This window comes from Xenorhabdus koppenhoeferi, assembly GCF_900116635.1.
Lineage (GTDB): Bacteria > Pseudomonadota > Gammaproteobacteria > Enterobacterales > Enterobacteriaceae > Xenorhabdus > Xenorhabdus koppenhoeferi.
The window spans coordinates 1-20,267 of record NZ_FPBJ01000007.1; the positions used below are offsets into that span (position 1 = coordinate 1).

24 protein-coding genes and 1 pseudogene are annotated in these 20,267 nt (G+C 43.2%); 24 read left to right on the plus strand and 1 reads right to left on the minus strand.

All coding sequences use genetic code 11. The features are described from left to right. The first annotated feature begins 111 nt into the window (after window positions 1–111). The 20 genes from BM329_RS03460 (at window position 112) to BM329_RS03555 (ending at window position 16,735) form a co-directional block, all read left to right on the plus strand. On the plus strand, window positions 112–324 hold the full coding sequence (locus BM329_RS03460; protein WP_092548954.1) for a hypothetical protein: 213 nt from the start codon (window positions 112–114) through the stop codon (window positions 322–324). Window positions 325–333: 9 nt separating this feature from the next. Continuing rightward, window positions 334–894 (plus strand): terminase small subunit, encoded by a 561-nt coding sequence (locus BM329_RS03465; protein WP_092548957.1) that lies wholly within the window; start codon window positions 334–336, stop codon window positions 892–894. Next, a complete protein-coding gene (locus tag BM329_RS03470) occupies window positions 891–2,462 on the plus strand; it encodes a terminase family protein (protein ID WP_092548960.1) in 1,572 nt (523 codons plus the stop codon). The genes BM329_RS03465 and BM329_RS03470 overlap by 4 nt, the downstream gene beginning before the upstream one ends. A 1-nt stretch (window position 2,463) precedes the next feature. Next, complete coding sequence (locus BM329_RS03475) at window positions 2,464–3,840, plus strand: DUF4055 domain-containing protein (RefSeq protein ID WP_092548963.1); 1,377 nt, start codon at window positions 2,464–2,466, stop codon at window positions 3,838–3,840. Window positions 3,841–3,843: 3 nt separating this feature from the next. Continuing rightward, window positions 3,844–4,965, plus strand: a complete 1,122-nt coding sequence (locus BM329_RS03480) for a phage minor head protein (protein WP_092548966.1) — start codon at window positions 3,844–3,846, stop codon at window positions 4,963–4,965. 87 nt (window positions 4,966–5,052) lie between these two features. After that, entirely contained in the window at window positions 5,053–5,760 is a 708-nt protein-coding gene (locus BM329_RS03485; RefSeq protein ID WP_245759000.1) for a hypothetical protein, read from the plus strand. 17 nt (window positions 5,761–5,777) lie between these two features. Then, a complete protein-coding gene (locus BM329_RS03490) occupies window positions 5,778–6,782 on the plus strand; it encodes a phage coat protein (RefSeq protein ID WP_092548969.1) in 1,005 nt (334 codons plus the stop codon). Between the two features lie 39 nt (window positions 6,783–6,821). Further along, window positions 6,822–7,298 carry a DnaT-like ssDNA-binding protein gene (locus BM329_RS03495; protein WP_092548972.1) on the plus strand — a complete coding sequence of 159 codons (477 nt, stop codon included), beginning with the start codon at window positions 6,822–6,824 and terminating at the stop codon, window positions 7,296–7,298. Window position 7,299: 1 nt separating this feature from the next. Next, window positions 7,300–7,653: a hypothetical protein gene (locus tag BM329_RS03500; protein WP_092548975.1), complete on the plus strand. Its 354-nt coding sequence runs from the start codon at window positions 7,300–7,302 to the stop codon at window positions 7,651–7,653. 1 nt (window position 7,654) lies between these two features. After that, on the plus strand, window positions 7,655–8,212 hold the full coding sequence (locus BM329_RS03505) for a hypothetical protein (protein ID WP_092548978.1): 558 nt from the start codon (window positions 7,655–7,657) through the stop codon (window positions 8,210–8,212). After that, window positions 8,209–8,610 carry a phage tail terminator-like protein gene (locus BM329_RS03510; protein ID WP_092548981.1) on the plus strand — a complete coding sequence of 134 codons (402 nt, stop codon included), beginning with the start codon at window positions 8,209–8,211 and terminating at the stop codon, window positions 8,608–8,610. Before BM329_RS03505 ends, BM329_RS03510 begins: the two co-directional genes overlap by 4 nt. 47 nt (window positions 8,611–8,657) lie before the next feature. Next, window positions 8,658–9,314 carry a phage tail protein gene (locus tag BM329_RS03515; RefSeq protein WP_092548984.1) on the plus strand — a complete coding sequence of 219 codons (657 nt, stop codon included), beginning with the start codon at window positions 8,658–8,660 and terminating at the stop codon, window positions 9,312–9,314. A 47-nt stretch (window positions 9,315–9,361) separates the two neighbouring features. Beyond that, window positions 9,362–9,664, plus strand: a complete 303-nt coding sequence (locus tag BM329_RS03520; protein ID WP_092548987.1) for a phage tail assembly chaperone — start codon at window positions 9,362–9,364, stop codon at window positions 9,662–9,664. A gap of 17 nt (window positions 9,665–9,681) precedes the next feature. Further along, window positions 9,682–9,966: a DUF1799 domain-containing protein gene (locus tag BM329_RS03525; RefSeq protein ID WP_092548990.1), complete on the plus strand. Its 285-nt coding sequence runs from the start codon at window positions 9,682–9,684 to the stop codon at window positions 9,964–9,966. A 137-nt stretch (window positions 9,967–10,103) separates the two neighbouring features. Further along, entirely contained in the window at window positions 10,104–10,652 is a 549-nt protein-coding gene (locus tag BM329_RS03530) for a putative periplasmic lipoprotein (RefSeq protein ID WP_092548993.1), read from the plus strand. A 149-nt stretch (window positions 10,653–10,801) separates the two neighbouring features. Further along, window positions 10,802–13,660, plus strand: coding sequence for a phage tail tape measure protein (locus tag BM329_RS03535; RefSeq protein ID WP_092548996.1), 2,859 nt, complete (start codon window positions 10,802–10,804; stop codon window positions 13,658–13,660). 166 nt (window positions 13,661–13,826) lie between these two features. Next, window positions 13,827–14,312 carry a type VI secretion system-associated protein TagO gene (locus BM329_RS03540; RefSeq protein ID WP_092548999.1) on the plus strand — a complete coding sequence of 162 codons (486 nt, stop codon included), beginning with the start codon at window positions 13,827–13,829 and terminating at the stop codon, window positions 14,310–14,312. A gap of 66 nt (window positions 14,313–14,378) precedes the next feature. Continuing rightward, window positions 14,379–14,966 carry a hypothetical protein gene (locus tag BM329_RS03545; RefSeq protein WP_092549002.1) on the plus strand — a complete coding sequence of 196 codons (588 nt, stop codon included), beginning with the start codon at window positions 14,379–14,381 and terminating at the stop codon, window positions 14,964–14,966. 38 nt (window positions 14,967–15,004) lie between these two features. Further along, window positions 15,005–15,298 (plus strand): hypothetical protein, encoded by a 294-nt coding sequence (locus tag BM329_RS03550; protein WP_092549005.1) that lies wholly within the window; start codon window positions 15,005–15,007, stop codon window positions 15,296–15,298. Window positions 15,299–15,601: 303 nt separating this feature from the next. Further along, window positions 15,602–16,735 carry a hypothetical protein gene (locus BM329_RS03555; RefSeq protein ID WP_092549010.1) on the plus strand — a complete coding sequence of 378 codons (1,134 nt, stop codon included), beginning with the start codon at window positions 15,602–15,604 and terminating at the stop codon, window positions 16,733–16,735. Between the two features lie 220 nt (window positions 16,736–16,955). Here the strand turns inward: BM329_RS03555 and BM329_RS03560 are convergent, their stop codons facing one another. Next, window positions 16,956–17,684, minus strand: coding sequence for a 3'-5' exonuclease (locus BM329_RS03560; protein WP_092549013.1), 729 nt, complete (start codon window positions 17,682–17,684; stop codon window positions 16,956–16,958). 157 nt (window positions 17,685–17,841) lie between these two features. On the opposite strand from BM329_RS03560, the gene BM329_RS03565 reads away from it, so the two are divergent. The 4 genes and pseudogenes from BM329_RS03565 to BM329_RS03580 all read left to right on the plus strand — a co-directional run bounded on the left by BM329_RS03565 (window position 17,842) and on the right by BM329_RS03580 (window position 20,240). Further along, the gene (locus BM329_RS03565; RefSeq protein ID WP_092549016.1) at window positions 17,842–18,189 is read left to right on the plus strand and encodes a phage tail protein; all 348 of its coding nucleotides are present in this window, start codon (window positions 17,842–17,844) and stop codon (window positions 18,187–18,189) included. Continuing rightward, window positions 18,186–18,929, plus strand: a complete 744-nt coding sequence (locus BM329_RS03570) for a phage minor tail protein L (protein WP_092549019.1) — start codon at window positions 18,186–18,188, stop codon at window positions 18,927–18,929. The genes BM329_RS03565 and BM329_RS03570 overlap by 4 nt, the downstream gene beginning before the upstream one ends. Further along, window positions 18,926–19,636 carry a C40 family peptidase gene (locus BM329_RS03575; protein ID WP_092549023.1) on the plus strand — a complete coding sequence of 237 codons (711 nt, stop codon included), beginning with the start codon at window positions 18,926–18,928 and terminating at the stop codon, window positions 19,634–19,636. The genes BM329_RS03570 and BM329_RS03575 overlap by 4 nt, the downstream gene beginning before the upstream one ends. After that, window positions 19,633–20,240 (plus strand): annotated as a pseudogene (locus BM329_RS03580) (tail assembly protein). The gene BM329_RS03575 and the pseudogene BM329_RS03580 overlap by 4 nt, the downstream one beginning before the upstream one ends. Window positions 20,241–20,267 lie beyond the last annotated feature (27 nt).

Consider the following 20,267-nt stretch of genomic DNA (forward strand, 5'->3'; position numbering starts at 1 on the left):
TAGGCCATAGCGCATTTTCCTTTGGCGAGAAAGATGCCTACTATAGCAACTGACCGCCTTTCTTAGAAATTGCACTTATTAGGCGAATCCAAGAAAGTCTATGACGCAGGTATGACACTAGCAGTAGAGAAGAACGCCGAGGCCATCATAGAAAAAGCAGAGAAGGTTTACCGAGTCGCAGCGGGTATTCATGTGAAAGAGGCATTCATTGACACAGCGAAGATAAACCAAGCTCAGGCTGACCACATCCGCCAGATAGTCCGCGAAGAGATACATCAGTTCGTTAATCGCGAAAGTCGATGCGGCGGACTGTTTTCGAAATAAGGAAATAAAATGGCACTCACCGACAAACAAGAGATGTTTTGTCGCGAGTACCTCGTTGATTTGAACGCCACACAAGCGGCCATTCGTGCGGGGTACAGCGAAAGGACTGCTAACCGCACTGCGTCTGAAAACCTGTCAAAACCTGACATCCAATCACGCATTGCTGAACTTAAAGCCGATCGCAATGAAGAGGTAGGTATCAATGCCGCGTATGTATTGAAACGGTTGGTTGAAATTGACCAGATGGACGTGCTCGACATTCTCGCTGATGGTGGCGAACTGAAACCCGTAAAAGACTGGCCTAAAGTCTGGCGTACCACGCTATCCGGTCTGGAAGTGGTTGAGACGGGATCACAAGATGCCGCCGCGTTACTCAAGAAAATCAAGTGGCCGGATAAAGTGAAAAATCTAGAGCTGTTAGGCAAGCACATCAGCGTTCAGGCGTTTAAAGAACAAATTGATCAAAAGGTGGTGGCTACACATAACATCATGCCAGTTCCTACTTGTGACAATGTTGATGACTGGGAAAAAACAGCACAGAAGCAGCAAGGTGAGGTATTAGGTGGATGAATTACAATGTGGTTTGGAAGCCGCTTACTGGCTCACAATCGTTATCATTAAGTTGCCCCTGCAATGAAATTCTGTATGAAGGGACACGAGGACCCGGCAAAACAGCAGCACAACTAGCCCGATTTCGACGCAATGTCGGGGTTGGTTACGGTTCATTCTGGCGTGGGGTGATATTCGATACTGAATATAAAAACCTTGCGGATATCATTACCCAGTCAAAGCGCATGTATCGCCTGTTTAAAGATGGCGCTCGCTTTCTGGCATCAGCATCTGAATTACGCTGGGTGTGGCCGACGGGTGAAGAGTTGTTATTTCGGTTCGGCAAGGAAGCGGATGATTATTGGGATTATCACGGGCAGGAGTTCCCGTTCATTGGATTTAACGAATTAACCAAACAGAAGTCGCCTGATTTTTATGAAGTCATGTTCTCTTGTCGGCGTTCGTCATTCAGGCCGGAGGATTACCCGCGTGAAGATGGTACGTTGTTAAGGTCCATCCCGTTAGAAACATTTAGTACAACTAACCCCTTCGGCATTGGTCATACATGGGTTAAGAAACGGTTTATTGAACCCGCACCGCGCGGAACGGTTATCCGTGAGACTCAGGCGGTATTTAACCCTCAGACAGAACGAGAAGAAGACATCACCCTGACCCGTGTTGCTATTCATGGCTCGTTCAAAGAGAACCCTTATCTTGACCCGCAATACATTGCCACATTAATGAACATTAAGGACCCGAACAGAAGAAAGGCATGGGTTGAGGGTTCGTGGGATGTTACCAGCGGTGGTCGCTTCGACCATCTTTGGAATGCGAATCATCACGTTATTAAACCATTCAAAATACCGGATAGCTGGACAGTTGACCGCTCTCATGACTGGGGTGAATCAAAACCGTTCGCTAATCTGTGGTGGGCTGAGTCAGACGGCACAGAAGCCACATTATCAGATGGCCGCAAATTCTGTCCGCCCGCGGGAACGTTGATTCTCATTGGTGAATGGTACGGCTGTCCGCCTGATGAGTTGAATAAAGGGCTGAATATGTCCTCTACCAATGTAGCAAAAGGGGTGAGGTGGATTGACAGCAGACTCACTGGCGAGGATGTTGCAGAACCTGACGAGATTAAACAGGGCGGCAAGACACAGGGTCAGTTAAATATTATGCCCGGTATCTGCAAAAAAGTGATTACTGGCCCCGCTGACAGTTCCATTTTTAACACAGGCGATAACGAAGACTCAATTGCACAGAAAATGCAAAAGCAGGGTGTGACATGGCTGGAGGCTAACAAAAAGCCCGGCTCCCGTATCAATGGTGCATCAATCTTTGCGGATATGCTGGAGGCCGTCATTGAGGGTAAACAGTCAGAATCAGGCCTGCCGGAAAAACCCGCTTTCTATGTGTTTGATTATTGCCGGGGCTGGATTAGTCGTATTCCTGTATTAGTGCGCGATAGCAAAAATCCTGATGATGTTGACACTGAGCAGGAAGATCATGATTGGGATGCAACACGATATCGTATCTTGCATAAACCTCTGCGCTTCGCAAAAGAACTCAATTTCAACTGGAACTGACATGAATACAAACGTTGATTACAGACATCCGGCATACACCGAATTTTTGCCAGAATGGAACATGATCGGTGATTGTGTTGATGGCGAGCGGGTGGTTAAGAGCCGGAAAGAAAAATATTTGCCACATCCGGCAGATAAAAAAAACAGGGATGATCCACATAATGAACGTTACAAGCGATATCTTCTCCGTGCCTCGTTTATTAACGCGACGGGGCGTACGTTGAGTGGGTTACTGGGGATTGCATTTAATAAACCCGTCAAAATCAATATCTCAGGCGGTGTTGAATATCTGGAAACTGATATTGATGGTGAAGGGCAGCCCCTGACGCAAATGATACGCGATTCGTTGTCTCAGGTATTGCAGCGTGGGCGAGCAGGTCTGTTAAGTGATTTTTCAGGCTCAGGTATTCAGTCAGAGGCTGAAAAAGGTCGTCCCTATATCCGGTTGTTTACAGCAAAGGAAATTATTAACTGGCGGGTGACAAAGGGGAAAACTTCGCTGGTTGTGATGCATTACAAAGAGCCGAGAGACTCAGATGATTTTGATTTGCAACTGATTGATCGCTGGATTGAGTTGCGGCTCATTGATGGCAGGGCATATTCACGACATTGGTATCAGGACAGCAATTTAATAGCTGGCGATTGGGTTGAACTGAAAGATGCTGTAGGACAGCCATTACCTGAGCTGCCGTGGTCATGGATAGGTTCGATGAACAATGATCATACACCTGATGCACCGCCACTGGCGGATATTGCCTATGTGAATATTAAGCATTATCAGGCCGAAGCTGATATCGCGGAATCAGCGCACACAGTGGGACAACCAATGGTCGCCTTAACGGGGCTGACTGAAACATGGGCAGATAAATATTTCTCTGATGGTTTTACGGTGGGATCTCGTAACGGGGTGTTACTTCCCCAGAATGCCGATATGAAGTTCGCTCAACCGGAAGAACGGAATATACAGATAACTGTCGCTGAACGCCGTGAAAAACAAATGGCAATGTTGGGGGCTAAGCTGGTGGAGCGCGGCACATCAGCACGGACGGCTACGCAGGCACAGAACGAGGCGCAGACAGATAATTCTATTTTGTCGCTATGTGCCGGAAACGTGGAGCAGGCATTTAACCGCGCACTCCAGTTCTGCATCCAGTTTGCGGGTTCGGGTGAGGCCACAATAGAGCTGAACAAACTCTATGACATTGCACAACTTGATTCTGCGTCTATTTCGGTTCTGTTATCCGCTGTCCAATCGGGTGAGATGCGTAAAGTCGATTTCATTCGGTATTTGCAAAGCATCAATATTGTTCCTCAAGATGAGCGACCAGAGGACATTGAAGATCAGTTAAGAAACAAAGAACCTGAAATGCTGGAGTGATAAATGAAATCCATCAATGAAATAATAATGGATGAGTTGATTGCTCACGCCTTATTTTCCGGCCGGTATGGCGCAGGAGTTGCCCGTAAAATGGTGAAGGCGCTGAATGCATTTGATGCTGAACTCACAGCCTCCTTAATTGTCGCGCTGGATGATGCCAGCATTGATACTGACAGTTTCACAGCGAGGCGTTTAGAGTCATTGCTTTATAGCGCCAAAATGATAAACAAAAATGCGGTTGAAAGTGCATTTTCTGTGTTGTCCCGTGAAATGTTAGAGCATGCCCGCTATGAGATTGGCTACTATCCGTCGCTATTTGACTCCCTATTGCCTGATGTCATTCTAAGACAATACCCGCTGGTGGGTGTTACAGAAGAAATGTTGTATTCATCGGTGATGGCGCGTCCGTTTCAAGGGAAATTATTAGCCGAATGGGCTGACGGTCTGGAAAAAGACCGTATGGCTCGTATTAGTAATACGGTTCGCAATGGTTACCTGAACGGTGACAGTGCGGTTGAGATTGGTCGAAAGATTAGAGGTCATGCCAATCAAGGGCATAAAGACGGCGCTTTGCAAATGAGTCGGGCTAATGCGACCACTATCGCTAAAACAGCAGTCAGTCATTTACAAGCAGTAGCGAGAGATCAATTCGCAGAAGCCAATAAAGATATCCTTGATTGTAAGCGCTGGGTGTCAACGCTGGATAACAAAACGTCCAATGACTGCATTATCCGTGATGGGCTTAAGTACACTCTGAGCGGCAAACCTATTGGCCACAAAGTCCCTTACCTGCAAGGCCCCGGTAAAATTCATTTTAATTGTCGCTCAATGGAAACGCTGGTGGTGAGATCGTGGCAAGAACTCGGTATTGATGCGGATGAAATGGGTGAAGGCACACGGGCATCTATGGATGGTCAGGTGCCAGAGAATACAACATTCATTGAATGGATACAGAGACAATCAGAGTGGAGACAGAAGCAAGTGTTTGGCGAAACGCGTTTCCGGCTGATGAAAGAAGGTGGCATGCACCCTTCGCAATTCTACACAGATAAAGGTGAGTTTATTTCACTGGATAAACTCAAGCAGATTGACGAACAAGTATTCAGAGAGGCTGGTTATGAATAATCGGCTCATACAATTCACAAGGTCGCTGAGGCGGCCTTTTTTATTGTCCGCAGTCGGTGACTGCACCATCAAAACCCGAGGTTTACGATGTTTAAATTTGCATTAACGAAAGAAGAATTTGACGCACTGACTGATGAACAGAAAGCCATGTACAAAGAAAACAACGGCAAGTATCAGTTGCAGATTGAAGGGATGCCAGAAATCCCTGATGTTTCCGGTCTGCAAAAGAAAGTGGATGAATTGCTTTCTGAGAAGAAGTCAGAACAAGAGAAGCGCCGTCAAGCGGAAGAAGCAGCAAAAAAAGCCGCCGAAGAACAAGCTCGTAAAAACGGGGATATTGAATCGCTGGAAAAAAGCTGGTCTGAAAAGCTCACTGCCCGTGAAAAAGAGCTGCTAACCCAACTCGAAGATAAAGACAGCAATCTGCGCACGCTGCTGGTGGATAACGTCGCTCAGTCTCTGGCAACCAAATTAGCTGGCGATAGCGCACAGTTGCTCATGCCTCATATCAAATCACGGCTAATCGTTGAAGAAGGCAAGACGCGCGTCATAGATGCAGAAGGTAAGCCGTCAGCATTAACCATCGACGATTTGGAAAAAGAATTCCGTAGCAACAAGCTGTTTGCGCCGGTTGTTATCGGTAGCAAGGCGACAGGAACCGCCGGAGACGGTCAGTCACGCTCCATGGTCACCAGAAGCGGCGGTAAAACTTGGCACGATTATACGGAAGCAGAGCGCATCCGTTTATTTGATGAAGATCCCGAGGAATTTAAACGCCTCCAAAAAACTCAGTAATGTAAGGAAAAGATATAATGGCAACAACCCGTTTATCCGATATTTTTCGTGGTGATTATTATCAAGCAATCGCACCACAGAATAGCCCAGAAAAGACCGCCGTATTTGAGTCAGGCATTATCATTCGCCTGCCTCAGCTAGACACCATAGCATCTGATAGTCAGGGTACGGCAACGATTAACTACTGGAATGACTTAGACGCGAACGAAGCACCTAATGCGACCTCAGATGATCCTGACCAAATTGGTAAGGTAGGGAAAGCCTCTCAATCCAGCCTGAAATCTCGCGTATTGTTCCTGAATAAGGGCTATGGAGTTGCTGATTTGGCGGCAGAATTAGCAAACAGTGAACCGATGGCTCATATCCGTAACCGCTTTGGCACTTACTGGACTCGTCAGTGGCAGCGCTACCTGATCGGTACGGCGCGCGGGGTTATTGGCAGCAACATTGCGAAAAATGATAGCGACATGGTGATTCAAGGTGGAGATGAAATCTCGGCTAATAATCTGATTGACGCTGCATTTACCGCTGGTGACGCAGCTGACACATTCAGCGCTATTGGTGTCCACTCTGTGGTTATGAAACAGATGGCGACTAAGAACCTGATTGAAACCATCCGTGACTCAGAAGGTCGTATTATCCTGCAAACCTATTTGGGCAAACCGCTTTTCATGGATGACAGCCTGAAATATGAAGATGGGCGTTATCTCACTGTCTTCTTTGGTGGTGGAGCATTTGGGTATGGTAGCGGGAACCCTCACACGCCAGTTGAGCTGGATCGCAAAGCATCAGGTGGTAACGGTGGGGGAGCTGAAGTGTTGTGGGAACGCAAGACTTTTATCCTGCAACCAGCGGGATTTAGCTGGTTGGGAGAAGAAGACCCAAACAAAACGCCATCAACAACGGACATTGCCCAAGCGGGTAATTGGGTGCGGAAATTTGACCGAAAAAACGTACCGTTTGCCGCAGTGTTGAGCGGTAAGGCTGTCTCTGGCAGCAAAGGAACAAAGAGCGGCGAGTAATCAATAGGGGCTTTATGCCCCTTTACTTTCGAGGTGAGCATGATTGATTCAGATAAAAACTCGCCAGCGTTCAATAGTTACGCCAATGTGGATGACTTAAAACAATTTGCCATGCAACGAGGTTATTCACTGCCTGATGATAGTGTTCTGCCGCATCTCTTGTTTCAGGCGATGGACTATCTCTCTACGAAGCGATGGAAAGGGAGTAAGGCTAACAAAAATCAACCGTTGGCATTTCCGCGCAAGGGAATTTATGTCGATGGCGGACAAGTGCCGGATGATGTGATCCCTACGCAGTTAATTAATGCCCAATGCCGGCTGGCTGTTGATTCGTTGGAGTACGATTTAACCCCTACGATTGGTGGTGAAGTGTTATCTGAGGCGGTTAGTGGTGCTGTGTCGGTAACGTATGCGGAAGGGACTAATTCAGGCTCACCGAATCTCCCTTGGTTTAACGCTATGCTGCGTGAATTTCTATCCGGTAGTGGGATGACATTTAAAGTATTCAGGGGTTGATATGGCAACTTTCTATCCCAGAATGCAGAAAACGGCTGAACGGCTACTGAAAAAGTATGGCGCTCAATTTCAGGTAAAACGGTCGGGGCGACATTGGGTTGATGACGAGGGCAGGGAACATCACGAACTGGAGAACCGGTTTAATACTGTCGGTGTAAAGACCAGATATAACCCTAATGAAATTGATGGCTCTTTGGTGTTATCTACGGATATCAAGATGGTTTTTTCTCCAAATGCGCAGATAGCTAAGGGGGATTTGGTGCTGGTGGATGAAGTCTGGCTGAGGGTCATTGAACCTAATCCCGTCAAGCCCGCTGATGTCGTTCTGTGCTATCAATCTCAGTTGAGGGCGTGATATGGCAGATCCGTTTATGACCTCCATTGATGCATTTGTGAATAAATCCAAAGGCAATATTGAAGCGGCATCAAGAGGGGTATTTATTAAAATATTGTCACGACTGATTATCATGTCTCCTGTGGGTAATCCTGAACTATGGAAAACTAACCAAACGGCGAGAGAATACAATCAAGCAGTTCATGACTGGAACGAGCAGCAACCCAAAAAGTGCCAGTTAAAAAAACGTGTCCGTTCACGCGACTCTATGGAAATCAAATCCCCACCGGGGTACACAGGTGGTCGGTTCCGTGGTAACTGGCAGGTGACATTTGATGAGATCCCTACAGAAGAAACCGGACGCATTGATAAAAGCGGTAATATGACCAAGGCCGTGGGTGATTTGATGATTGGACAGTTTAAGGTTGGGGTGAAAGCGGTCTATTTCTCAAACGTAGTGCCTTATGCCTACCCCCTTGAAATGGGGCATTCAACACAAGCCCCCAATGGTATGATTGCGGTAACCGCACAGGAGTTTCAGAAATTCTTTAGTGATGCGGCTATAGAGACAAAATCATGAACCAGTCAATGATAAATGGCGCTATTCGGGTACTAATAGCCGGAATAGCCAAACAGGAAAGTCTTAATGTCGCGTGGCCCAATATGCCGTTTGATGATATCAACGATCCTTATCTTCAACTGCATATTATGCCCGCAGCAACGCAAAACATCGGATTGTCGTTAGATATGCCCGTCTTCCGTGGTGTGATTCAGGTAAATATTGTGGGCAAATCTGGATCGGGTGACTCAACTTTGACGGGTATTGCTGACCGAGTAACTGAATCCCTACAGAACGGCTTGTCATTAACCGACAATTTATATCTCAACGATGAGCCGAATATCTTTCCTGCCATACAGGATGGTGCAAATTACACCATTCCCATACGAACATCCTATCAATGTAACGCAATTCGATAATACAGCCGCAATCGCGGCTTTTTTTACGCATATATAAAGAGGTTATGATGGCCTATAACATTCCCAATGGTTCCCGTGTTTATCTTGCCAGCAAATACGGGGATGAAGTGAAATTCTCCGCGGCATCTAACGCAGAAGAGGTGGTGCTGACGGTTGAGTCGGTTGCTGGCATTACTAAAGGTGACATCGTTCATGTCAGTTCTGGCTGGAAAAAGGCCTCAGGTGCTTACCGTGTCAAAACGGCCACTGATAAAAGCATCACGCTTGAGGGGCTGAACACCTCAGATAAAAATACCTTTCCTGTTGGTGGTGGGGCGGGTTCATTGAAAAAAGTACTGACATGGGAAGTCATGCCGCAGGTGATGACACTTTCAACTGAGGGCGGCGAGCAGCAAACGCAAGAAGTTCAGTTCCTGGAAGATGAGCAGGCAGAAACCATCGACACCTATAAAAACGGTGTGGTTCAGGTCTATACCTTTGCTCATGATGCCAAACTGCCTATTCGTAAGCTGCTTATGTTGCTGGATGACAGTAAACAGATTACTGCCATCCGCTTTTTCAACAAACGCGCGGCAGAAGATCGCTATTACACGGCTTCCGTGTCGTTCCAGCGTGTCCCCAATACTGCCATGAACGAGTTGGAAAACGTCACCGCACGTTTCTCTCTCAAATCTGAAATGCAGATTTACACCAACGCAGAATAACCCAATAACGCAATCGCCCCTTTTGGGGCTTTTTGAGGATTTTTTAGATGGCTACATTTACACTCGTTCCTAACCCCAAGTTCAAGGCAAATGTGCAAATACCCGTTGCTGGTCAAGAAAAACCGGAAGTTGTCACCTTCACTTTCCATCACAAGCCGATCAGTGAACTGGATAAAATGCGGGAAATGTCCGCTCAGGAATTTTTTGAGCAGATTATTGCTGATTGGGCAATAGAAGAACCCTATAACGCGGACAATCTCAAATTGTTGCTGGATAACTACCCGTCCGCCACAACTGCAATCACAACCACGTATTACAACGAATTGTTGGGTCATCGCGAAAAAAACTGATCGCGGTCGCTGAATCCATGTATGGGGGAATGAGTGCAAGAGATGCCGCTGATTTTGAACGGGCATTCGGATTCGTTCCCGAGGAATATGATGTTGAGGTGTGGCCTGATGTGTGGGAGTCGTACCTTGCGTTCAGCGCAATGCGGACACAATGGCGTGTTGGCATGAATGGCGCTACGGGTCTGGATTACACGCCATTAAATCAGGTCATGGATTATCTCAACATCAAAGACCGGGCGACCGTATTTAACGATATTCGAGTGATGGAAATGAAGTCGCTCGAAGTTATGCATAAGAAATGAGATGGTAATGCAATTGGAAAGTTCACGGTTAATCAAATAAATAGGTGATCTAATAAAATAAAAGTGTGACTAATTTACGTTTAATTACATTCCTCCAATGTTAATATATATTTAACTTATTAATGGAATGGTTAATCATGAAAAAACTACTATTAGTTGTACTGGGAGTTATTGCATTATCTGGCTGTCAATCAGTGCCGCCACTCAATTTTGTTGTGCAGGATATCCAGCCATCAAGTCATAAAATTGACGCAGAGTTAAAATCAGTATCCGTTTCCCTTGCATCACCAAGCGAAAAAAAAGGAGATATTGAGGCGGGAATGGAGGCCGTTCCTGCTTTTTGGAAGTCGGCACTTGATGATGCTTTAGCGAGAAATACAATTTTCAAAGATGACACATCTAAAAAGGTTAATTTATCTGTAAAGGTGCTAGCGCTCAATGCTCCTGCGTTTGGGGCTGAAATGAGAACATTATCAATTGCAAAGTATCAATTAATTGACAGAGCGAATGGTGAGATTTTGTATAGCAGCGAAATTACGGCAGATGGCATCGTTCCATTTAGTTATGCATTTCTTGGGGTGACAAGAGCTAGAGAATCTGTGAACCGTTCAGTTCAAAATAACATCAAGAAATTTTTAGAGCAGTTAGATTCACTAGATATTAATAAGCCATATTTTGGTTTGTAATTTATATGATTAGAAATTCATCGCATCCGCATGTGAAAAAATGGGAAATGACTTCCAGAATAAGTATGGAGTAAATCCCCGCGTATTATCCGCATCAAATACTTAACGACCTCCTTCGGGAGGTTTTTTTATACCCGAAGGAAACAAGAATGACTGATGTAGCAACTATCTCATTAAAGGTTAACACCTCTGACCTTGAGAGGGGTGAGCAGAAATTAAACTCATTCAAAGATGCCGCTGAAAAGGCTAGTAACTCCACCAGTAAGTTATCCAGCGAGTCAGAAAAGAATGCCTCTGCTTCTGCTGCGATGGCGAAAGAAATTGACAGGGTACACCGAAGTATTGCAGAGCTGGCAGCGAAGGAACGGCAAACAGCTTCCGCTTCAAAAGTCCTCGCAGCGGAACAAGATAAAGTCGCAGAAGCATTCTTTAAACAGATCGATGCTATTAAACGCAATGCGACTGCGACAGAGCAGTTAACCAAGATTCAGGCTGAGGCCAGAAAAGCCAGACAGTCCGAGAAGCTAGACCTTGAGTCTTACCGCAATATTCTGTCTGACATTATCGGTAAAAAGAAACAGATGGCCGATGCTGATGCGAAACAATCGGCAGCCGGTCAGATGTTTCTTGCCCGATTAAAAGATCAGCTAGCCACCCAAAATCTCAGCCGTAATGAGCTACTGAGACATAGAGCAGCACAATTAGGTGTTAGCTCTGCGGCAGAGATTTATATCAATAAATTAAAGGAAACGGGTAAGGCCACTAACGGCTTAAGTGGGAAAAATAAGGCCATTATTAGTAGTTTTAAAAATATCGCAAGCATATTAGGCATGGGCGGGTTATTGCGCGGCGGTGGAATTGGCATAGTAATCACAGTGGTGAGCGGTATCACTAAGGTTGCTTACGAAGCAGAAAAGGAATTCACCCAATTCAATAAGCAACTCATTTTAACGGGGAATTACGCCAATAAAACAGCTAGCCAGCTGAATGAGATGGCGCGGGTAATGGCAGGTAGTGGAATCACCCGTTCTGAAATGGCAACATCTATCGCTAGCGTGGTTGGCACAGGGTTGTTTAGGGACAATGAAATATCCCGTATTGCGAATGCGGCTGCACAGATGAATTACATTACCGGTCAGGCCGTTGAGACGACAATAAACCAGTTCAAACGGTTACAGGATGAACCGTTACAAATGTCACTGGAACTGGAAAAAGCCAATCATCACCTCACCGCTGCACAATTGGAGCAAATCCGCACACTAGAATTACAGGGCAATACTACCGCTGCGGCCAGAATCGCTATTGATGCCTATGCTCAGTCTATTAACGATGGGGTAAACGATATAACTGATAATCTCGGCTTTCTTGAATCTGCATGGGTAGGTATCCAAAATGCAGCTAAAGGCGCTTGGGACGAAATGCTTAATATCGGCAGAAAAAGTACTCTGGATGATACCATCAGAGAATGGGAAGAAGAGCTGATTGAATTCCAGACTAACCCTGCCTCAAAAGGTATTTTTTATTACAGAACGGGAATTTCTGTTGATGACATTAAGAATGAGCTAGAAACTCTTAAAGAAAAAAAGTTTCAAATTGATATCAAAAATGCACGGGAACAGTCTAAAAAGAACGCCGAGCAGATAGAGATTGAAAAGTTTAGGATTCGCCAAAAATGGCATAATAATTATGCAAGCTGGGAAACCCACAAAAATGAAAAGCTAGCGAAACTAGAGGCTGAAAAATATGCGCTAACCAAGGAGCAGTACGAAGAAGCAAAGAAAATGATCAACTATAAGTACCGTGACCGTAAAATGCCTGGCACTGGTAAAAAACCACCCAAAGAACCTAAGTTTAAAGTTGATGCCGGCACTCGTGCCGATGAAGCAGCAAATCAAGCCTTGTTATCCCTGCAAGCTCAGTTAGTAGTCCTTAAAGAGCATAAAACGGTCAGTGATGTTATTAGTGCCGAGCGTAAAAAACTTTGGGATATGGAAGCTAAGATAGCCATACTTGAAGAAGCAAGTAAAACCAGGCAGCTAACAAAAGATGAACAATCTTTGCTTTTGCGAAAGGAAAGTGTTTTAGCGTCACAACGAGAATTGGCAATCTATGGTGACAAGGTTGCTATTCAAAAGAAATTAAATGATGAAATAGACAAACAGCGCCAACGTACTGATGAAATCAGAGCAAGAGGTGAGGCTTTAGTTAAGAACGCGGGGCTATCTAGTCGATTGCAACAGCGGGAGTTAGCGTTAAGTGGGAAGAAAACACCCCAAGATAAAAAGGATTTAGAGGATTATTACGCAAAAGAGGACTCCATGCGAGGAAATTGGGAGGCTGGAATACAAAAAGGATTTTCTGAGTTTCAGGATAAGGCAACTGATGTTTACGGAAATGTAGCCCAAATCAGCCAGTTTGCCTTTGAAGGGATGAGTAATAGCCTGTCTGATTTTTTACTTACTGGTAAGGCTGACTTTGCCGGATTTACTAAATCAGTGCTTGAGATGATTACTAAGATGCTAGTGCAAATGGCTATGTTGCAAGCCATGAAAACGGCTCTTGGTGGCACAGCAGTTGGAGGTTTTCTTGGATTTGCTGGTGGTGGCTATACTGGTAATGGTGGCAAATATGAACCTAAAGGCGTTGTTCACGGTGGTGAGTTCGTGTTCACCAAAGAGGCCACTCAGCGTTTAGGTATCGCTAACCTATACCGCTTAATGGATAGCGCGAAGACAGGCTATGCTTCCGGTGGTTATGTTGGCGGCTCTCAGCCTGTTTCTATCACTCAACCGGTTCAACGTATGTACGGTATGCAGCCAGCCGCTAATGCTGGTGGAGTATCTTTCAGTATGGGTGATCTCTATATTAGTTCACCGCAACAGCAGCAATCATCTAGTGGTAATGATGCAGCAGTCAGGCGTGAGTTTCAGCAAATGGTTGAAGGGGGCGTTAATCGAATGTTGAACAACCCTGCATCTGCATTGTATCGTACTATCAAAGGGCGGTAGAAATTATCAAAATAGCATGGTGGCTTTGGGCTGAGATGTAACCATAAATCAAATGAGAATATATGCTTATTGTAGATCACATTACGACTTGTAACTGTCCATTTTGCTTCATTTTACGCCATACTTTGATTAAGATTCATGTATCTAATTAAAATGAGGGTGAAGCATGAAAAGGTTAGTTGTTGGGTTGATTGCGGTTTGTTTGCTACCTCTATCTTCTATTGCAAGCGAACACCAAGATCTTGGCAAATGGTTTATTACAAAAGAAGTCAATAAGCTAACAGATAAGGTGGATTATTTTGCCGTTTTGTCACCAGAAGGTGGGGATGGGGCATTAGTATTGCGGTGTGTAAACGATACAACAGAGGCTTATCTTGCGACAGATGAATATTTGGGAGGCGGTGACTATACTAAGGTGACATTTAGAATAGATAAACAAAATGCAATAACTGAAAATTGGGTCATGGGTGGAAGCAATGATACTGCTTTTTCTCCAATTCCAGTGAAGTTTATAAAAAAAATATACGGCAAACAAAATATAGTTATTGGGTATAAGCCATATGGTAAAACCCAAGTAATCGCTGAGTTTAAAATAAACCACATAAATGAGGTTGCAAAAGAAATATCTGAGGCTTGCAACTGGAAATTGTAGATGTTTTGAATGTATTGATTAGTTAACGGAATAATCAATTATGTGTTAAGTATATAGAGGCGTGGGATGAAAAATTTTGGGATCTTCCTTCTGGTTGTTGGTGTTCTAGCTGTTTTTGCATCATTTAATATGGATGTGAGTGTAGCAACTGGATATGGTGGAAGGGTTAATAATATCGGGTTGATGGCTCAAAGAGAAAATCTCTTGTTGATTAGTTGCTTTATTGTTTTGTGTAGTTTGTTGTTGGTTATCTTCGGAGGAAAGAGATCTCTTAATGGGGATAGCAAAAGCAATCAAATAAAGTGTCCATTTTGTGCAGAACAGATCAACGTTGAAGCTATCAAATGCAAACATTGCGGCAGTGATGTTCAGGAAAAAACAAAAGAAATAACCCTTAAGAAATTTAAGCCATCTAGTGTCCCTCCTGAGTTTTTTTATAAAAGAAGGAAGGATGGGATAGAGTTAATAGATGATAGGGTTAAAGAGCTATCAGAAACGTTGATAAAAGCAAACATAGACAAGGACACTCAAGAGATAGAGCTTCATTATCAATCGGAAATAGAGAGCCTTAATAAAGGGTTACCAAAAGCAATAAGGAAGCAATTTCACGAAAGATACATACATTGGCTTCATGGTATTGAGTTTAACGAATAGGCTACCATTACATAAGTTAAAAATTACTGGAGGTATAGATGAAAAAATTTATATGGTTAGCGTTTCTCATCCCGATACTTGGGCAAGCAAAAGAAACTGAGAAAGAATTTTTTATAGAAATGGTAAACACCACTTGCTCAGGGCATGAAGACCCTGACTTTTGCAAATGGCAAATTGAAAATTTAAGTGCTATTTCAAGCATCAATACGCTGACTTATTATAGTTGTAAGTTGAAAAATAAAAAAAACGATGAATGTTCTGAAGCTATAAAGATGTTTAATTACATTCAAAATCAGTATGATAAAAACATGTCTGAAACAACAAAGAAATAGAAGCAATTTAATCTAAGAATAGCCACCTACAGGCGAGGCGGGCGGAGTTCAACTAGCATCTATAGAGATTTTGAAGATGAAATTTCTACAATAAAACACACTCTGCCTAGTGAAATTCATGAAACATTTATCAGGAAAATAAAGTACTGGGATAATGAATTATCAAGCAGTTATGGGAAATAATAGCCCCTATTGGGCTTCAATTGAACAGTTATCACACAAACACCATTCCAGTATGATTTATTATGTTTTTTTGCACCCATTGATTGATATTATGGGCAAAATTTAATAATGGGGATTGTAATGAAAAAAATAATTTTAGCTTTGATTGGTGTTGTTTTAATGGCTGGATGTGGACCTAAGGAGTTATCTCCTGAGGAGAGGCAACAAGTTGACAAACTGAAAGTTGAGTTAACACAAACTGAAAAAGATATTTCAACCGCTAAATCACAAAACGAGCAATATGTTGGTGGTCTTATCAAATTATTGATTGGATCACGTCTTGAAGTTTTAGAAACCAATAAGGCATTGTTACAACAAAGAATTAATGCAATAGAGTCTGGTGCCAAAATTGAAGTCGTAGTGAATGGAGTAAAACCAGACCCCGAAGCGGCTAATGCCATAAAAATAGAGATCGATAATCTAAAATCTGACATAGAGGTAGCGAAGAACGACGCAGCTCAATATAGCGGTGGCTTAGTGCAAGCAATGAAATTATCAGCAGTTGCTACTCAAGAACAAACTTTGGCTATGTTACAGCAAAAATATCTGTCAGCTAAATATGGATTGGTTACTGTAAAAACATCTAGCTCTAATCAAGATAATTTATCTACCTCAACTGACATTTCAGTCAATAAAAACGATCCTAAACAAAAATTACTACCGCCAGCAGATGGCCCTTTTGGGCTACAAGCAGGGCTGACTAAGAAAAATATTGAGGATATGACAGGCAGCACACTTACCCCAGCCAAAGGTAATGTGAATCTTTATTTAATAGATAATTTACCCAAAAATAATAATGAATTTGGATCATATGGACTTTTGGTTTCCCCAACAGTTGGACTTTGCCAAATACGCGCTATTGGTAAAGATATCAAGACAGATAGCTATGGGCTATCATTAAAATCCAAATTTGAAGATCTTAAAGCCTCTCTTGATTCAATATATGGAAAGGGTGAAGAAACTGATTTCTTACTGTCTGGTTCGATATGGAACAAACCACAAGATTGGATGATGGGATTATATAAAGAAGAAAGATTTCTGTCAGCAGAGTGGAAATCTCAAAATGAGGCTTTACAAAAAAATAACCTCAATTTTATTGTCTTAGCAACTAGGGCTGATAGTGATTCAAAAGGATATCTCTTCCTACAATATACTTTTGACAATCATAAAGAATGTAAGGAAGAGATTGAGAACGCCAAGAAAAGCTCACTCTAACAATCAAGCCCCACCAAGGGGCTTTTTGTTGGATTGCTTTCTTATAATGCTCTAATATATAAAAGTTTTTACTCAAAACATTATGGATAAAAAATGAAAAATAAGAAGCAGACAATTATAATTGCAGTTATTGCATTCGTGGTTATGTTCTTCTATCTCTTATCAAAAAATCTAGCTTCAATGTAATCATAAAGCCCCATCACGGGGCTTTTTTGTTGGGCTATTTAAAAATAAATATCAATAAAATGATAAAAATAAAGAATATAATAATAGGTTTCCAGAAAATAGTATGATTTACTTTAAGGTTTTCAGTACGTTTGTTAGTCAGGTTATTCTTTGTTTGTTCATTTTTTAAATTATCAGATGAAATGTATTTTGAATTATTGGGTGGGTTATCTGCCATAAAATTCATTAACTCTAGAGTGGATGTGGCATCATATAAAGCCCGATGTGGCTGTCCAGATAAAAATATACCATGATAAATTATTGCATCTTTTAATTTATGCCATTTAAAATCACTGGTACGCTTGTTGATTATTCCTCTGTATTGTGAATATAGCAACATAGCGCATTCTGCTTGGATTCTAGGGGTTGGAAGATTATATTTTTTGCATGTTTGCCTAATAATGCGAGAGTCATACTGTTTATTATAAATAATTACAATTTTACCTTTTGTTAATTTTCTGTATTGTTGATAAATATCGTTCCACTTGAAGGATTGAATCATATCCATGTCCCTGATGCCATGAATATTGCTTGCATCCTGTGGGATTTTTTTTATTGGCTTTATTGTTTCATTAAGCAATATTTCACCATGCTTATTGATGATACTAATTTCAACTATCTCATCATCATTGTTTAATCCGGTGGTTTCTGTATCAAGGACAATGCAGTCTTTTTTTAATAATTCTTTTGCGAAATAATGTGCTTTTAATTGTTCTTTGTACATAAAAAAGATCCTAATTCATTACTTGGTGAGAATAAAGTAACACAAAAGCTTTGTGGTCGTAAAAATATGCTTTCGTGATAAGGGTGATATCTAATTCACTCAACTTATTGAATTAAATAAACCCCGGATTAACGAATTTTATTTTATAGGTACTTATATGACTATTGAAGAATTTAAATGGCGAACACAAATTCAGGATTCGCCCAGCGGTGAGTTTACGCATCGGATTAAAGAAGTTGTGTTTGGTGATGGCTATAAACAAGTTTCTGCTGATGGGATTAATCCAGAAACCCAGTCTTGGCCGTACGCTTATATGGGCTTAAAAGAAGAGGTAATGCCCATTTTTCAGTTTATCAGAAGGCACACTTTGAAATCATTTATCTGGACACCGCCATTTGGTGAGAAAGGGCTATATCGTGTCAAGGCGGACTCAATAACCATGCTCCCTATGGCGGGTGGTGTTATGAAAATATCAGCAACTTTTGAACAGGTATTTAGCGCATGAGTATAACTTCTGATGTACAAAAACTGGAAGCCGGGGAAAAAATACAGCTTATTGAAGTAGATGGTAGCACTTTTGGTGGTCCGGTTCTTCGCTTCCATGCTTATAACCTTCCGCACACCCCAGACGAAATTGAAGCCGCAGGCGGTGAGTTAAAACCCAAGCCAATTTGGTGGCAAGGCAATGAGTATGGCGCATGGTCTTATGAAATAGAGGGCATGTCGAAGAACAGTGATGGCAGTCCAGCGCGGCCAACATTGAAAGTCGCTAATATCAACGGCCTGATATCATCGCTCTGCCTGAAATTTGATGACATGGTTCAGGCCAGGGTGACAATTTTTGAAACGTTTTCGCACTATCTGGATGGGAAAAATTTCCCTGAGGGTAACCCAACGGCAAATCCTGAGGAGTGCTTTAAACAGGTTTTTTATGTTGATCGCAAATCGCGAGAAATTGCGGGTGGAACGGTGGAGTTTGAGTTATCCAGCCCGTTTGATTTACAGGGTGTTATGTTGCCTGTGCGACAAATCCATAATGTGTGTTACTGGTGTATGCGCGGCTGGTATCGCACGGGCAATGGCTGCTCATACTCTGGTAATAAATACTTCGATGAGAAAGGCAACCCAGTTGATGATCCTTCTCAAGATGTATGTGGCGGGCTTATCCGCGACTGCAAGGGACGTTTTGGTGAGAATGAACCATTAGACTTCGGAGGGTTTCCGGCTGCCGGATTGATACGATGATAACGAAAAAATTAACTGAGGTGATATTTGAGCATGTTAAGGCTGAATATCCCCAAGAGGCTTGTGGTGTAATCTGCCAGAAGAGCCGAATAATGAAATACTTCCCTTGCAAAAATCTCGCCCAAAACCCCACTGAGCGCTTTGAATTATCACCAGAAGATTATGCCAATGCCGAAGATTGGGGAGTGCTCATCGCTATTGTGCATAGCCATTGTGGTGAGGGTGTGACAACTCAACCCAGTGAGATAGATCGATTACAGTGTGATGTTACGGGCTTGCCGTGGATTATCGCTTCATGGCCTGAGGGAGATATCAGAACCATACAGCCCAGAGGGGAACGTGATTTGATAGGCCGTCCGTTTATGCTGGGTCACGCTGATTGCTGGTCTTTAATCATGGATTATTACGGCCAGAAGCATGGCATCCAACTGAATAACTACAGCGTTGATTGCCACTGGTGGGAAGAGGGTGAAAACCGGTATATGGATAACTGGCAAAAAGAGGGATTTGTTGAGATTGAAGGCGAACCAAGAGAAGGTGATGTGGTGATCATGCAGGTTCAGGCTGATGTACCGAATCATGCGGGCGTATTGGTCAATGGGATGCTGCTTCACCATCTTTATGGTCAATTGAGTCAGATTGTCCCTTATAGCGATTATTGGCGCGACAGAACAGTAATGATTGTCAGGAAAAAGGCGTTGCTATGAATGAGCTTAAAACAGTGCGACTTTATGGTGTGCTGGGTGTTCAATTTGGACGTAAACATCAATTAGCAATAGATTCGCCAAAAGAAGCGATAAAAGCACTTTCTGTGCTTCATGATGGTTTTGAACAGTTCCTTGCTGAGGCTCATCTAAAAGGGATGGAGTTTGCTGTATTTAAAGGGACGCAAAATATCGGAGAGGATGAGTTACATATTAATACAGGTGAGGAAATCCGCATTGCACCGATTATCAAAGGCAGTAAGCGGGGCGGATTCTTTCAGACTATCCTAGGTGTAGCGATGATTGGTTCAGCTATGATGCTAGGTCCTGCGGGGTGGGCTGCGCTTGGGGCGGGGGGGGTATGGGGGGAGCGCTGGCATTGGGTGGGGCGGCTATGGCTCTTGGTGGCGTGGTTCAAATGTTGTCGCCACAACCGCGTAGTTTATCCATGCGTCAGGATGCCGACAATAAACCCTCTTATGCTTTCGGCGGTGCGGTCAATACCACAGCGCAAGGTAATCCGGTGCCGCTTCTCTATACGCTAGACCGCAAAGAAGTGGGTGGGGCTATTATCTCTGCGGGGATTTATACCGAAGACCAGCAATAGTTTTATTGTGTTCAATCTCGCCGCACC

Bases quoted from the DNA above. Each gene is read 5' to 3' on its own strand.
- BM329_RS03460 (WP_092548954.1), top strand. From the start codon at position 112: ATGACACTAGCAGTAGAGAAGAACGCCGAGGCCATCATAGAAAAAGCA.
- BM329_RS03465 (WP_092548957.1), top strand. From the start codon at position 334: ATGGCACTCACCGACAAACAAGAGATGTTTTGTCGCGAGTACCTCGTT.
- BM329_RS03470 (WP_092548960.1), top strand. From the start codon at position 891: ATGAATTACAATGTGGTTTGGAAGCCGCTTACTGGCTCACAATCGTTA.
- BM329_RS03475 (WP_092548963.1), top strand. From the start codon at position 2,464: ATGAATACAAACGTTGATTACAGACATCCGGCATACACCGAATTTTTG.
- BM329_RS03480 (WP_092548966.1), top strand. From the start codon at position 3,844: ATGAAATCCATCAATGAAATAATAATGGATGAGTTGATTGCTCACGCC.
- BM329_RS03485 (WP_245759000.1), top strand. From the start codon at position 5,053: ATGTTTAAATTTGCATTAACGAAAGAAGAATTTGACGCACTGACTGAT.
- BM329_RS03490 (WP_092548969.1), top strand. From the start codon at position 5,778: ATGGCAACAACCCGTTTATCCGATATTTTTCGTGGTGATTATTATCAA.
- BM329_RS03495 (WP_092548972.1), top strand. From the start codon at position 6,822: ATGATTGATTCAGATAAAAACTCGCCAGCGTTCAATAGTTACGCCAAT.
- BM329_RS03500 (WP_092548975.1), top strand. From the start codon at position 7,300: ATGGCAACTTTCTATCCCAGAATGCAGAAAACGGCTGAACGGCTACTG.
- BM329_RS03505 (WP_092548978.1), top strand. From the start codon at position 7,655: ATGGCAGATCCGTTTATGACCTCCATTGATGCATTTGTGAATAAATCC.
- BM329_RS03510 (WP_092548981.1), top strand. From the start codon at position 8,209: ATGAACCAGTCAATGATAAATGGCGCTATTCGGGTACTAATAGCCGGA.
- BM329_RS03515 (WP_092548984.1), top strand. From the start codon at position 8,658: ATGGCCTATAACATTCCCAATGGTTCCCGTGTTTATCTTGCCAGCAAA.
- BM329_RS03520 (WP_092548987.1), top strand. From the start codon at position 9,362: ATGGCTACATTTACACTCGTTCCTAACCCCAAGTTCAAGGCAAATGTG.
- BM329_RS03525 (WP_092548990.1), top strand. From the start codon at position 9,682: ATGTATGGGGGAATGAGTGCAAGAGATGCCGCTGATTTTGAACGGGCA.
- BM329_RS03530 (WP_092548993.1), top strand. From the start codon at position 10,104: ATGAAAAAACTACTATTAGTTGTACTGGGAGTTATTGCATTATCTGGC.
- BM329_RS03535 (WP_092548996.1), top strand. From the start codon at position 10,802: ATGACTGATGTAGCAACTATCTCATTAAAGGTTAACACCTCTGACCTT.
- BM329_RS03540 (WP_092548999.1), top strand. From the start codon at position 13,827: ATGAAAAGGTTAGTTGTTGGGTTGATTGCGGTTTGTTTGCTACCTCTA.
- BM329_RS03545 (WP_092549002.1), top strand. From the start codon at position 14,379: ATGAAAAATTTTGGGATCTTCCTTCTGGTTGTTGGTGTTCTAGCTGTT.
- BM329_RS03550 (WP_092549005.1), top strand. From the start codon at position 15,005: ATGAAAAAATTTATATGGTTAGCGTTTCTCATCCCGATACTTGGGCAA.
- BM329_RS03555 (WP_092549010.1), top strand. From the start codon at position 15,602: ATGAAAAAAATAATTTTAGCTTTGATTGGTGTTGTTTTAATGGCTGGA.
- BM329_RS03560 (WP_092549013.1), bottom strand. From the start codon at position 17,684: ATGTACAAAGAACAATTAAAAGCACATTATTTCGCAAAAGAATTATTA.
- BM329_RS03565 (WP_092549016.1), top strand. From the start codon at position 17,842: ATGACTATTGAAGAATTTAAATGGCGAACACAAATTCAGGATTCGCCC.
- BM329_RS03570 (WP_092549019.1), top strand. From the start codon at position 18,186: ATGAGTATAACTTCTGATGTACAAAAACTGGAAGCCGGGGAAAAAATA.
- BM329_RS03575 (WP_092549023.1), top strand. From the start codon at position 18,926: ATGATAACGAAAAAATTAACTGAGGTGATATTTGAGCATGTTAAGGCT.